At 43.4% G+C, this 12,694-nt stretch carries 12 protein-coding genes and 1 tRNA gene; 6 read left to right on the forward strand and 7 right to left on the reverse strand.

Annotated features, from left to right (window positions below; genetic code table 11):
- Window positions 1–52: 52 nt before the first annotated feature.
- Genes FKN05_RS07405 through folB form a run of 3 tightly spaced genes read right to left on the reverse strand, consistent with a single transcriptional unit; the run spans window position 53 to window position 1,712 of the window.
- On the reverse strand, window positions 53–856 hold the full coding sequence (locus tag FKN05_RS07405) for an undecaprenyl-diphosphate phosphatase (RefSeq protein WP_161427327.1): 804 nt from the start codon (window positions 854–856) through the stop codon (window positions 53–55).
- 8 nt (window positions 857–864) lie between these two features.
- Complete coding sequence (gene folK / locus FKN05_RS07410; RefSeq protein ID WP_170887178.1) at window positions 865–1,362, reverse strand: 2-amino-4-hydroxy-6-hydroxymethyldihydropteridine diphosphokinase; 498 nt, start codon at window positions 1,360–1,362, stop codon at window positions 865–867.
- Window positions 1,359–1,712, reverse strand: a complete 354-nt coding sequence (gene folB / locus FKN05_RS07415) for a bifunctional dihydroneopterin aldolase/7,8-dihydroneopterin epimerase (RefSeq protein ID WP_161427332.1) — start codon at window positions 1,710–1,712, stop codon at window positions 1,359–1,361. Before folB ends, folK begins: the two co-directional genes overlap by 4 nt.
- A 189-nt stretch (window positions 1,713–1,901) precedes the next feature.
- On the opposite strand from folB, the gene plsY reads away from it, so the two are divergent.
- Window positions 1,902–2,510 carry a glycerol-3-phosphate 1-O-acyltransferase PlsY gene (plsY, locus tag FKN05_RS07420; RefSeq protein WP_170887179.1) on the forward strand — a complete coding sequence of 203 codons (609 nt, stop codon included), beginning with the start codon at window positions 1,902–1,904 and terminating at the stop codon, window positions 2,508–2,510.
- 137 nt (window positions 2,511–2,647) lie between these two features.
- Here the strand turns inward: plsY and tsaD are convergent, their stop codons facing one another.
- Entirely contained in the window at window positions 2,648–3,664 is a 1,017-nt protein-coding gene (gene tsaD / locus FKN05_RS07425; RefSeq protein ID WP_099612021.1) for a tRNA (adenosine(37)-N6)-threonylcarbamoyltransferase complex transferase subunit TsaD, read from the reverse strand.
- A 241-nt stretch (window positions 3,665–3,905) separates the two neighbouring features.
- Between tsaD and rpsU the strand changes: the two genes are divergently transcribed.
- The 5 genes from rpsU to FKN05_RS07450 all read left to right on the forward strand — a co-directional run bounded on the left by rpsU (window position 3,906) and on the right by FKN05_RS07450 (window position 8,625).
- Entirely contained in the window at window positions 3,906–4,121 is a 216-nt protein-coding gene (rpsU, locus tag FKN05_RS07430; protein ID WP_004396009.1) for a 30S ribosomal protein S21, read from the forward strand.
- Between the two features lie 27 nt (window positions 4,122–4,148).
- Complete coding sequence (locus tag FKN05_RS07435) at window positions 4,149–4,592, forward strand: GatB/YqeY domain-containing protein (RefSeq protein WP_099611770.1); 444 nt, start codon at window positions 4,149–4,151, stop codon at window positions 4,590–4,592.
- A gap of 95 nt (window positions 4,593–4,687) precedes the next feature.
- Window positions 4,688–6,442 carry a DNA primase gene (gene dnaG, locus FKN05_RS07440; protein WP_170887180.1) on the forward strand — a complete coding sequence of 585 codons (1,755 nt, stop codon included), beginning with the start codon at window positions 4,688–4,690 and terminating at the stop codon, window positions 6,440–6,442.
- A 97-nt stretch (window positions 6,443–6,539) separates the two neighbouring features.
- Window positions 6,540–8,408 carry an RNA polymerase sigma factor RpoD gene (gene rpoD / locus FKN05_RS07445; RefSeq protein ID WP_099611768.1) on the forward strand — a complete coding sequence of 623 codons (1,869 nt, stop codon included), beginning with the start codon at window positions 6,540–6,542 and terminating at the stop codon, window positions 8,406–8,408.
- Window positions 8,409–8,549: 141 nt separating this feature from the next.
- A tRNA-Ile gene (locus FKN05_RS07450) sits at window positions 8,550–8,625 on the forward strand.
- A gap of 454 nt (window positions 8,626–9,079) precedes the next feature.
- Here the strand turns inward: FKN05_RS07450 and FKN05_RS07455 are convergent.
- The 3 genes from FKN05_RS07455 to FKN05_RS07465 all read right to left on the reverse strand — a co-directional run bounded on the left by FKN05_RS07455 (window position 9,080) and on the right by FKN05_RS07465 (window position 12,571).
- A complete protein-coding gene (locus FKN05_RS07455) occupies window positions 9,080–10,030 on the reverse strand; it encodes a retron St85 family RNA-directed DNA polymerase (protein ID WP_170887181.1) in 951 nt (316 codons plus the stop codon).
- Entirely contained in the window at window positions 10,027–10,998 is a 972-nt protein-coding gene (locus tag FKN05_RS07460) for a retron St85 family effector protein (protein WP_170887182.1), read from the reverse strand. The genes FKN05_RS07455 and FKN05_RS07460 overlap by 4 nt, the downstream gene beginning before the upstream one ends.
- A gap of 703 nt (window positions 10,999–11,701) precedes the next feature.
- A complete protein-coding gene (locus tag FKN05_RS07465; protein ID WP_170887183.1) occupies window positions 11,702–12,571 on the reverse strand; it encodes an AraC family transcriptional regulator in 870 nt (289 codons plus the stop codon).
- Between the last annotated feature and the right edge of the window lie 123 nt (window positions 12,572–12,694).

Raw genomic sequence — 12,694 nt, forward strand, 5'->3', positions numbered from 1 at the left:
CCAAAAACTCAGGCGAGTGAGCGATCCCTATCGCTCGCAGTGGTAACCCCATTTACTGACTCAGCAAGAAGAGAAACAAGCCGCCGCCTAAAATAAGTCGGTAAATAACAAAAGGAGTCATTCCCATGCGTGAAATCAGCTTTAAGAAAAAGAAAATACACAGATAAGCACTCACAAAAGAAGTGATTATTCCTGTGAGTAAAAAATTCACCGCAACAGGCTCACTACTCGAGATTAATTGCACCCCTAAATAACCACCAGCAAGTGTAATGATTGGAATCGACATCAAAAAAGAAAAACGAGCCGCCGCTTCACGAGTAAAACCTAGATAAAGTGCCGCGGTCATGGTCGCTCCCGAGCGGGAGGTGCCAGGAATAATGGCAAAAGCTTGGGCCACCCCAACAAACAGAGCTTGTTTCCAGCCGGCTTGATATTCATCACTGACTAAACGAGCACGCTTATCAACATACCACAGCAGTAAACCAAAAATAATCGTGGTACTGGCAATCACCCATGCGCTGCGCAGATAAAACTCCACGATATCTTTCATAAGCAAACCAAAAACACAGGCCGGAATGGTTGCTAAAATAATTAACCATGCCAATTTTGCCTCTTTACCACGCTCCCCCTTAAAAATAGAGGCAAAAAAAGCATGAAGCAGTGTCACCACTTCATGGCGAAAATAAATCACCACAGCCGCTAAAGTCCCCACATGGACGGCCACATCAAAGGCTAACCCCTGATCTGCCCAACCGAGGATAGCAGACGGTAAAATTAAATGAGCAGAACTGGAAATGGGTAAAAATTCGGTCAAACCTTGGATAAGAGCCAACATAAACGCTTCAAAATAATTCATTTTATTCTCTATTCATTATCAATCGAAAACCACAAAGGAACGGGGGTAAGACAAATAAGATTGGCCGCCTTAAGCCATATTTGCTCAACGGTTTGCTCATCTCCGGGAATAGATAACTGTGGGCACAGTTCATATAAAGGTTGAATCACAAAAGGATAATAATAAATATCCGGCCGCGGAATCTTCGGCGATTGATCAGAAATGGCGTCACCATACAAAATTAAGTCCAAATCTAACGTTCGATCTTGAAATTTCTGTGCATCGAGAGCCCGACCATAGCTATGCTCAATTGCCCGTAATTTTTCAACCAACGTAGTTAAAGGCAAGGCCGTTTGTAACTCAACCACAAGGTTATAAAAAGGATGGCTATCAAACCCTAGCGATTCGCACTGATAAATCGTCGACAAACGCAACCTTTCTCCGAGTTGAGTTAATGCACGACAAGCCGCTTCAATATGCTTACGCCGCTCAATATTGGATCCGATGCCAATATAGCAGGTGATCATCTTTGTCCTCGTTCAATGACAACACCGACACCTTTGGCTTGAGGAACAGCACCTGGCTTGGTTAATCGGATACGAACCCAAGGCACAGCAAACCGTTGCATGATAAGTTCAGCAACCTCTTCAGCCACGCGTTCAACCAATAAAAAACGGCCTTGCTCTATATGTTCAATCACCGCTTGACTCACCTGTGCATAATCCAATGCATCTGCCACATCATCACTGTTTCCAGCGCTGCGATTATCGTGCGCCATTTCCAGATCAAGCACTAACTTTTGTTTAATGGTTTGCTCCCAATCATAGACACCAATCGTGGTGATCACCGTTAACTGCTCGATAAAGACTTTATCCATCATTGTATTACATCCTTTTTACAGGTCGGATACCCAAATTGAGTAAAAAAACGTACTATTGTGATTAATCGAGATATCATATACCTAAACCACCTCTTGATGCGAAATTCCCATCGAATTTTTTATTTTTGAGCTTGGTTAACAAGGACTTGTAAACCTCGGTGAGCAAAATCAGCCTGTGAGGATTCTATGACGCCATTTGCACTGACGATGATCATTTGCGCCTATTTACTGGGTTCCATATCCAGTGCGGTGCTGATTTGTCGTGTACTACGCTTACCAGACCCTCGCGCAGTCGGCTCACATAACCCTGGCGCGACCAACGTCTTGCGAATCGGTGGCAAACACGCTGCGATAGCCGTTTTACTTTGCGATATGTTAAAGGGAACACTGCCTGTTTGGGGCGGATATTATTTAAATATCTCCCCATTGATGCTTGGATTAGTCGGTATTGCCGCTTGCCTTGGCCATATGTACCCACTTTTTTTTCATTTTAAAGGCGGAAAAGGGGTGGCCACCGCATTAGGTGCCATAGCGCCGATTGGACTCGATTTAACAGGAATGGTGATGGTGACATGGCTAGCGGTTATCATTCTTTTTCGTTACTCATCACTCGCAGCTCTGGTAACGGTTCTGCTCACTCCGTTTTATACTTGGATGGTCAAACCGCAATATACTTTGCCCGTCGCCATGCTCTGCTGCTTAATTGTTTTGCGTCATCAGGAAAACATAAAACGTCTTTTTGCTGGCACTGAACCCAAAGTGGGGGAAGAAAGACACTCAAGCGGCGAACCTTGAGTACCAACACCACTCGCTCGCCAAAACCTGTTCGCCTATAAAGCAAACGGCTGGGTGAAGCGCCCCCCATCTCACTCAAAACGAAAAAAATCACGGCTACCCAAAGGTAGCCGTAGTCGTATCATATATCAGTATTATCAGATAATTGCAGTCAGTTGATCTATCGGCCAGCGAGGCTTCGCCTCAATACTAAGCTCGGTCACATCACCATTTTTCAAACGCTGCATTCCAGCATACGCGATCATTGCACCATTATCGGTACAAAATTCGGTTCGAGGGTAATAAACCTCTCCGCCGATTTTTTCCGCTAATTTTGCCAACGCTGCACGCAGTTGTTGATTCGCACTCACACCTCCGGCTATCACAATTCGTTTCATTCCGGTTTGTTCTAATGCACGCTTGCACTTAATCACCAACGTGTCACAAACCGCTTCTTGAAAAGCATAGGCAATATCGGCCCGCGTTTGTTCATCATCTCCATTAGCTGCAATGGTATTGGCCGTGAACGTTTTTAGCCCAGAAAAACTCATATCTAACCCTGGACGATCCGTCATGGGGCGAGGAAACTTAAAGCGTCCAGGCGTACCCTTTTCCGCTAAACGCGCTAATAATGGGCCACCGGGGTAATCAAGCCCCATCAGCTTAGCGGTTTTATCAAACGCCTCGCCCGCCGCATCATCAATTGACTCGCCCAAAATGGTATAATCACCAATACCTTTCACTTCCACCATCATCGAGTGGCCACCAGAAACCAGTACCGCAACAAAAGGAAACGGAGGGGGGTTATCTTCGAGCATTGGAGCCAGTAAATGCCCTTCCATATGATGAACCGCTACCGCAGGCACATTCCAAGCATAAGCTAAGCTACGACCAATGGTTGCCCCCACCAACAAGGCTCCGACCAAACCGGGCCCTGCCGTATAAGCGATCCCGTCAATATCATCGGCAGTAACTTTTGCTTCTGCCATTGCCGCTTTAATCAAAGGAATGGTTTTTTTAACGTGGTCACGCGAGGCGAGTTCTGGCACCACGCCACCATAATCGGCATGCAGTTTGACTTGGCTATAAAGCTTATGTGCCAACAAGCCTTGTTGGTCATCATAAATCGCAATTCCTGTTTCATCACAAGACGTTTCAATTCCAATAATGCGCATAGTATTCTCAGCACGCTGCCTGCTATCAATCAAAATTGCGCTCATGTTACCTCGCCTTTGCATCACAAACAAATTTTGCGCAGACAGTAAACAACAAAGTACTTTACAAAGGGGGAGCGATCGGATTAAAATTCGGCACCATTTTTGATCAAGCTGGTTCTCGCCCTAGTTAACAAACTTTCTTGTTACTTTGGTCACAAAATGCCAGCGTTAACGAATTAACCCCTGAGGTGAAAGGCATATGCCAATAGTTAAAGTACGTGAAAACGAACCGTTCGACGTAGCTCTACGTCGTTTTAAGCGCTCTTGCGAAAAAGCAGGTATCCTTTCTGAAGTGCGTCGTCGTGAGCACTACGAAAAACCAACTACTGTTCGCAAACGTGCTAAAGCAGCAGCTCAAAAGCGTCACGCTAAAAAGCTTGCTCGCGAAAACGCTCGTCGCGTTCGCCTGTACTAATAGCTGAATCCAGAAAAGGAATTAGTTATGGCTCTGATTGACACTCTCAAAGAAGAGCAAAAATTAGCGATGAAAGCCAAGGACAAAGCGCGCCTTGGCACTATTCGTTTAGCCCTCTCGGCCATTAAGCAACGAGAAGTTGACGAACAGATTACTCTGAACGACGACGATATTATTGCTGTGCTCACTAAGATGGTTAAACAACGTCGCGACTCTGTTGCGCAGTATGAAGCAGCGAATCGTCAAGATCTCGCTGATGTGGAAAAAGCTGAAATCACGGTCCTTGAGGAATTTATGCCTCAACCTTTGACTGATGAAGAAATCATGGCATTCATTGAAAATGCCATGACTGAATCACAAGCCTCGGGTATGCAAGACATGGGTAAAGTGATGGCTATCCTAAAACCACAAATTCAAGGGCGTGCAGATATGGGTAAAGTGAGCGGTTTGGTTCGCGCTAAACTCGCTTAATCCCACACCCTATCGCATCAAGCCGTGCTATCTTTTGGTCAGCACGGCTTGTTCGTATCTACACTTTTTGTTTTTTATCTCTTTTTTTAGGTTGTATGGCAGGACAAATCCCCCGTAGTTTCATTGATGATCTGCTTGCTCGACTCGATATCGTCGACATCATTGACGCACGCGTAAAACTTAAAAAAAAGGGTAAAAATTACAGCGCTTGTTGTCCATTTCATAATGAGAAAACCCCCTCGTTTAGTGTGAGCCAAGAAAAGCAGTTTTATCACTGTTTTGGTTGTGGCGTACACGGTAATGCGATCGACTTTCTCATGGAATATGAACGGCTTGAATTTCCAGAAGCGATTGAAGAGCTTGCTTCATCACTTGGGTTAGAGGTTCCCCGAGAAGAACGTCCCGGCGGCCCTTTTAATAAACAAGCCCCTAGCACGAATAGTGAAGAAAAACGTACTCTCTATGATCTCATGGGCAGCATTGCGCAGTTCTATCGCCAACAATTAAAAGCGCCAACCAGTCGTCAAGCGATTGAATATTTAAAAAATCGAGGCTTATCCGGCGAGATCGTCCAAAAATTTGGCATTGGTTATGTGGCCGATGAATGGGATCTGATCCGTAAAAATTTTGGTCAAAGCCGCCAAAATCAGGAGATGCTCGTGACTGGCGGTATGCTGATCGAAAACGACAAAGGCAACCGCTATGATCGCTTTCGTGGCCGAATCATGTTCCCCATACGAGATCGCCGTGGGCGCGTAATCGGCTTTGGTGGCCGAGTCATTGGTGATGGCACGCCAAAATATCTCAACTCACCAGAAACACCCATTTTCCATAAAGGAAAAGAACTTTACGGGTTATACGAAGTTTTAGAAGCTTACAGAGAACCAGAACAGATTTTGGTTGTTGAAGGTTATATGGATGTGGTTGCGCTGGCTCAATATGGGGTGGATTACTCGGTCGCATCACTCGGTACATCAACAACTGGCGATCATCTCCAACTGTTATTTCGACAAACCAATACCGTTGTCTGCTGTTACGATGGAGATAGAGCGGGAAGAGAAGCGGCATGGCGAGCTTTAGAAAATGCGCTTGGTTATCTAAAAACAGGAAATATTCTTAAATTTCTTTTTTTACCTGACGGCGAAGATCCGGATAGCTATATTAGAACACAGGGTAAAGAACGTTTTGAACAAGCGATAAAAGAAGCCAAACCGCTTTCAAGCTACCTCTTTGATAACCTAATTGATTCCTATAATATCAATTTAGGTACTGTGGAAGGTAAATCAACCTTACGGACATTATCAAGCGAACTGATCGAGAAAATTCCCGATCCCGGTTTTCAGCAAGAACTGGATGAAAAACTGGATAAGCTCACTGGATTTATGGGCCATAAACGGCAACGCAGCGCATCACCAAGCACTCGACCTCAACCACACAAAGAGATCAAACGAACCCCAATGCGTGAAGTTATCGCTTTGCTTGTGCAAAATCCGAGCTATGCTGAAATGGTACCCGATCTTTCTAGTGTGAAAGAGTTACCCCTACCCGGATTGAGTTTATTGATTGAGGTGCTTGAAAATTGCCGACAATACCCCCATATCACTACCGGCCAATTACTTGAACATTGGCGTGATAATAAAAATGAGGCACTTCTGTCTCGTCTGGCAAGCTGGGAAATCCCCCTTGTCGAAGACATCCAAGAAGAACTTTTTTTAGACTCATTGGACAAAATCCTTGCCCAGTGCGTAGAAAAACAAATTGAAAACTTGCAGGCAAAAGAAAGAAGCGTCGGTTTATCAGCCGATGAAAGAAGGGAGCTAGTAGCATTAATGCTAGAATTAAAAGCGTAACCCAGTTTAAATAGTCAGCAACGAATAAATTTGTTAATATACGTGGTTTGCATTTCGCATACTATTCCTTCACCAGATACGAAGTTGGATACCGTCTATGGATCAAAATCCGCAGTCACAGCTAAAATTACTTGTCATTAAAGGCAAGGAACAAGGCTATCTGACCTACGCCGAAGTAAATGACCACCTACCTGCTGAAATCGTCGATTCCGAGCAAGTAGAAGATATTATTCAGATGATCAATGACATGGGCATCAAAGTCGTAGAAACGGCTCCTGATGCTGATGATCTCGCTTTAAGCGACGATAACACGATCACTGATGAAGATGCCGCTGAAGCCGCTGCCGCAGCGCTTTCAAGCGTAGAGAGCGAGATTGGTCGAACTACTGACCCTGTACGCATGTATATGCGTGAAATGGGTACAGTAGAGCTGCTAACTCGTGAAGGTGAAATTGATATTGCTAAGCGCATTGAAGAAGGTATTAACCAAGTTCAAAGCGCAGTCGCTGAATATCCGGGCACAATTCCTTATATTCTTGAACAATTTGATAAAGTTCAAGCCGAAGAATTACGCCTGACCGACCTAATTTCCGGTTTCATCGATCCGAACGAAGATGGTACAACGGCACCAACCGCTACTCACATCGGTTCAGAGCTAGCAGAAACCGATCTCAGTGACGATAAAGATCTCGATGACGACGAAGATGAAGACGAAGAGAGTGACAGCAACGATGATGATGCCGAAGAAGAAAGCGGCATCGACCCTGAGCTTGCGCTAGAGAAATTTACGGAACTACGTAATAAGTATCAAGACTTACAGCTCGCCATCAATGAACACGGTCATGACAACAACAAAACTCAGCAAGCCACTGAGTTAATGCTCGACATTTTCCGCGAGTTTCGCTTAACACCTAAACAGTTTGACCATCTGGTTAACACGCTGCGAACCTCGATGGATCGAGTGCGAACTCAAGAACGCTTGATCATGAAATCGGTTGTTGAAGTTGCGAAAATGCCGAAAAAGTCATTTATCGCTCTCTTTACTGGTAACGAATCAAGTGAAGCATGGCTTGACCAAGTCCTCGCTTCTGATAAGCCTTACGTAGAAAAAATTCGCGCCAATGAAGAAGCGATTCGTCGCTCGATTCAAAAGCTGAAACTCATTGAGCAAGAAACGTCGCTCGATGTTAGCCGTATCAAAGATATTAGCCGTCGGATGTCGATTGGTGAGGCTAAAGCTCGCCGAGCGAAAAAAGAAATGGTCGAAGCAAACTTACGTCTGGTTATTTCTATTGCGAAAAAATATACCAACCGTGGTTTACAATTCTTGGATTTAATTCAAGAAGGTAATATCGGCTTGATGAAAGCAGTGGATAAATTTGAATATCGGCGTGGTTATAAATTCTCAACCTACGCAACATGGTGGATTCGCCAAGCCATCACCCGTTCTATTGCTGATCAAGCACGTACCATTCGTATTCCAGTTCATATGATCGAAACGATCAATAAACTGAACCGAATTTCGCGCCAAATGCTACAAGAGATGGGTCGTGAGCCACTGCCTGAAGAATTAGCAGAACGCATGCAAATGCCGGAAGATAAAATTCGCAAAGTGCTCAAAATTGCCAAAGAACCAATCTCAATGGAAACGCCAATCGGTGATGATGAAGATTCACATCTCGGTGATTTTATTGAAGATACTACGCTTGAACTGCCTCTAGACTCAGCAACAGCAACCAGTCTAAGAGCCGCTACTCGCGATGTACTTGCTGGCCTCACACCACGTGAAGCGAAAGTATTGCGTATGCGCTTTGGTATCGATATGAATACCGATCACACACTGGAAGAAGTCGGTAAACAGTTTGATGTTACACGTGAACGTATTCGTCAAATCGAAGCCAAAGCACTGCGTAAACTTCGTCACCCTAGCCGCTCAGAAACCCTGCGCAGCTTCCTTGATGAGTAAATCAAACTAACGTGTTTAAAAGGTGAGCAAATGCTCGCCTTTTTTATTACCCCAAATGCTAAGTGAATAAAAACTAAGCGCTATTACCCTATTTTCCGGCTAGACAGACACTCAGCCTTCCCCTATAATCACACACCTATCGGCCCCTTAGCTCAGTGGTTAGAGCAGTCGACTCATAATCGATTGGTCATGTGTTCAAGTCACATAGGGGCCACCATATTCTTTAAGGCTTATGGAGAAATCCGTAAGCCTTTTTTCGTTCTAGTCCGGTCTATATCCGGTCTGCGATTACTTCCGGTAAGCTCTGGTCCATTATGTCAGCCGAAACACGCCACGTAGTCACCACAGAGACGCAGTTCCTAGTTTAGAGTGATATCCACCATCAGAACCTTCTCTCGTCTGTACAACGCGAATCTGGTATGAGTTAGAGCGTCAAGTTGGGTTAGTAGAATAGGATGTAACTACCGTCGACGACGACGGAAAACCTAAATAGGAAATTTACATTAGGGTTCGTGTCCAGCTCGGTATCTAGCCAAAATCACAGCTAAAGACCGGATAGAGACCGGACCGACGCCGTCGGCAAAGTTTCTGGAACTACATCATGCAGGAAGTTAGGCGGGATAAGCCTTGGAGGGAGATTACAGGGTCAGTCTGGTGACCGACCCTGCGATCTAGGATTTTAGATTGAGGGTTGGATTTACTTTTTGTAAATCCGCTATAACTTGTTTTCCATATTTTCTAATTAACCGTTCGAGAAGTTCTGGTTCAACAAATACAGCATACGAGAGTTTACCCCTGAGTATCTGCACCTCTTCAGGGGTAAGCATATGAGATGCGTAATGATGGATTGCTGCTGATAATTTTCGCTTGTCATCTCGTCCCACACTTAGCCGTCCATCGTTAGTTAGGGTAATACCTGTAACATGTCGGTTATGAGCCTTAGAAGATAGTACAGTTTTCCTGAGGTTTATTTTTATGTTGCCATCATAGAGGGTGCCGATAAGTCTTCTTACCTTTGGTGGATATGCCAATAAAACACCTTTCTTATTCGTAGAAAATATTAGGTCATCAGCATAACGAGTGTATGTCACTCCTTCTGATTGGCACAATTGATTCATAGCTTTATCGAATCTATAAAGAATGAAGTTAGATACCAGCGGAGAACTAGGCGCTCCAATACTTAAACTTAACCCTTTCGCACGTCTAGATTTCCAAAAAAGAAATCCTTCTAAAAGCTCTTTATCCGAATCTGAGAGTGGAACGCCTTGATGTTTACATTCCTTAAAAAATAAATCGGGTTTAATACTTGGGAAAAAATTCTTTAGGTCCATTTTCAATAAGTACTTCGACTTTGCGTGCGGAAGAGCATTATCTTTAATGCTTTTTCCGCGAATATACGCTGTCGCAACAGTATGAACTGGCAACCTAGGTTGTAATTGTTTGATAATTAAACGCTGAATAAACTTAAGCTCTTTAGATGGGTGTGCAATGATTCTTTTTTCATCAGAGTTACGTTTATTTATAGCATAAACTTTATAACGGTAGGGAGCACTCGATGCGAATGATCTTAGTTCCGCTTCATCCATGAATAAAACGGTAGAAAGTGTTTCCGACAAATTCATTTTTGCCTCTCTTTTAGAATCTTCTGAATTTCTTCACCAGCCGCTATTCGTTTTCTTGAGGCATCATCAGATAACTCCGTTACATATGACATTTTCAAGCTCATCATTAGCTTCTTTTCATCAAACGGAATATTGTTCTTAGTTGAGCCAAATTTTACCCTTGGTTTCTCTCGGTCTATTGGGTAGTAGTATTTATATCCACTGTATTCATATGTATCTAAGTACCCTAGTTTATTTAGTAGATACAATAATCGAGTAACTTTTGATTTATCTTCATCTAGCTCCAATGAAGCAAGCGCTAACTCAATTTCAGTCAATAACACTGGATATGAAAGACGAACAATCTCCAAAATCAACAAGGCAATATGGCCTGAATTTTTGGGGTTTAGAGTTGGGTTTTTAGGGATACTATTCCGCTTTCCCTGAAGAGAAATGCATAGGTCTTGGAGGTGAATATCAGGGTAATCTAACGCTTTATTCGATGGCCAAGGATATACAGCTACTGACGATTGCTCTTTTCCTCGAATGTGGTGAAGAGGGCCAAGATAAATAAAGGAATCCTCGCGCTCTGTTTCCTCTCTTGGGGCAACAATAAGTAATTTTTTGTAAAAATTCGGTTTAGTACAGAACATGCCAAGTTCTACCAGTGAACCTGGACTTTCAAGAAAAATGACAACAACGGAAGCTAGTTGAGCGATATCATCTTCGAAAGTAAGAAGATCTCGATATGCATGCTCTCGAAAGTAATCTTTGAAAGATTCGGCTAAAACGATTTCACTTTCTAATTCTGGGTATGAAGTAGCCAGTTTTTCAATAAATCGTTGGCGAAAGCTTAATGGAATGGGCTCTCTAATATCGATCTGGCCACCACATATAAAAATTCGGTGATCTGGATAATTGATCTTGAAGTTTCTTACATCAAACTTATCGAAAGAATCAATTATCGCATCCTCGAACTTTTTGCTCACTGTGGTTAGTTCCTTTAAAAATACATAGACGGTCCAAAATAGGACCGTCTATGTCGTCCGATTAACTCTTTACTCAGAGGCTCGCGTTAGAACTTTTCTGGCGCTCCGAGGCACGAGGATCGTTAGAAAAGTTCTAACGCAACCCTAAATGCACTCAATAAGTTAGTGTCTAGCGAATCGCCCGACAAGGTTGAACTGAAATTCGACCCAAACGCTAAAGAGTAATCTGAGTATAGGGAAAATCCCGCTTAGCAACAAGCTGTTAGGTCACAAGTTATTCTACTTGAACAATATAGAAAACAAGTCGAGTATAAAAAATTGGAGATCAACCCCCTACTAGGCTCGAATAAATTTCAGATCCAATTGCCTTTTTCGCGCACTGAATTTGTTACTGAGTTGCCAAAAAACAAAAAGGCATGAGTATTTCCGGTTATCAACCCAAGCTTTCTCTGGCGATGAATAACGATCATCAGCTAAGGATTGTGGAGAATAAGGCGCTATGACCGCTTAAACGCAGGTGAAGGGGCGATTCTCGATACCTACCGTAATAGTTTTATGCCGCAAGAGCACGTAGAGAAAGTAACTGAATGGATATTGAGTCGAATCAACTACTTGGGTTAATTAGAACATATTACAGTTTAATGCATGAACTCCCAGACTGCTTGACCGCTACACCAACCTCTATTTTGCATATTATATATGCTTAAAAAGCACTGATCGGTAAATAAAAGTCGATCTCAAACTGCTCATCGTCATTGAGAAAATGATTTTTGTGGTAGTGAACATAAGCGGGGGTTAAACGTAATTTGTAACGTGATTGAGGCAACCACTTTTCAAAAATCTGGCTTACTTGAGGAAGTAATTCACCATAGCGGCCTTGCAGCCGAAATACTGCATGTAAGCCACCGGGGATGGTTAATTGATTAACGACACTTCTCAATTTCACTGGTTTATCAATAGCTAAGCAGGCGACATAACGGCATTGTTCTAAGGCAACCCAAGCTGGATTTGAATGATGCAAAGCAAATTGCTGACTAACGCTTCTTCCTTCTTCTTCAGCCCAATGGCTTAATGCCACCCAAGCTTGTCGGATTGAACGATTATAACCTTGGTGACGAATATAAGCCGTCAAGCGAGGCTGAGTTTCTATGATTTTTGGCCTTGGTAATATGAGATTGGCTACTCGTCGATAGCCTTCCGCCACATCGCTATCATGAATAGTGGCTCGTGTTAACGAAATCCCTTCTCCATGCCGCCATTGACCCGGTGTCACCTGAAATTCCGCTTTAAAGGCTTTAGCAAAAGAAGAAAGTGAGCTAAATCCGCATTTATTCGCGATATCGATGACAGGGGTTCGCGCATCGAACATTAATTGGTTGGCTGCATACTCCATTCGGGTTCGCCGAATGTATTGATGCACCCCTTCCCCAACCACACGTTTAAAAACGCGGTGAAAATGTTGCTCTGAGTACGCCGCGAAGTCGGCTAACCGCTTTGCTGACAAATCACTCGCAATGTCTTGATGAATGTAATAAAGAACATCATTGATACGTGAAATATGCTGTGAATTCATGAGGTAAGTTATATCAATCGAGATGAAGTTGAGCATAAATGGACAAACAATTTTGCGCAACCAATCGTACTATGCGACGAATAAAATAATATCGCCCCAAACAACTTGAAGCTGCAAGTTAGC

Source organism: Vibrio sp. 1-1(7), assembly GCF_013048485.1.
GTDB lineage: Bacteria > Pseudomonadota > Gammaproteobacteria > Enterobacterales > Vibrionaceae > Vibrio > Vibrio fujianensis.

What these genes read in the sequence shown, in the direction of transcription:
- folK (WP_170887178.1), bottom strand. Translation starts at nt 1,362, where the DNA reads ATGATCACCTGCTATATTGGCATCGGATCCAATATTGAGCGGCGTAAG.
- tsaD (WP_099612021.1), bottom strand. Translation starts at nt 3,664, where the DNA reads ATGCGCATTATTGGAATTGAAACGTCTTGTGATGAAACAGGAATTGCG.
- FKN05_RS07465 (WP_170887183.1), bottom strand. Translation starts at nt 12,571, where the DNA reads ATGAATTCACAGCATATTTCACGTATCAATGATGTTCTTTATTACATT.
- FKN05_RS07435 (WP_099611770.1), top strand. Translation starts at nt 4,149, where the DNA reads ATGGCTCTGATTGACACTCTCAAAGAAGAGCAAAAATTAGCGATGAAA.
- plsY (WP_170887179.1), top strand. Translation starts at nt 1,902, where the DNA reads ATGACGCCATTTGCACTGACGATGATCATTTGCGCCTATTTACTGGGT.
- FKN05_RS07455 (WP_170887181.1), bottom strand. Translation starts at nt 10,030, where the DNA reads ATGAATTTGTCGGAAACACTTTCTACCGTTTTATTCATGGATGAAGCG.
- FKN05_RS07405 (WP_161427327.1), bottom strand. Translation starts at nt 856, where the DNA reads ATGAATTATTTTGAAGCGTTTATGTTGGCTCTTATCCAAGGTTTGACC.
- rpsU (WP_004396009.1), top strand. Translation starts at nt 3,906, where the DNA reads ATGCCAATAGTTAAAGTACGTGAAAACGAACCGTTCGACGTAGCTCTA.
- folB (WP_161427332.1), bottom strand. Translation starts at nt 1,712, where the DNA reads ATGGATAAAGTCTTTATCGAGCAGTTAACGGTGATCACCACGATTGGT.
- rpoD (WP_099611768.1), top strand. Translation starts at nt 6,540, where the DNA reads ATGGATCAAAATCCGCAGTCACAGCTAAAATTACTTGTCATTAAAGGC.
- dnaG (WP_170887180.1), top strand. Translation starts at nt 4,688, where the DNA reads ATGGCAGGACAAATCCCCCGTAGTTTCATTGATGATCTGCTTGCTCGA.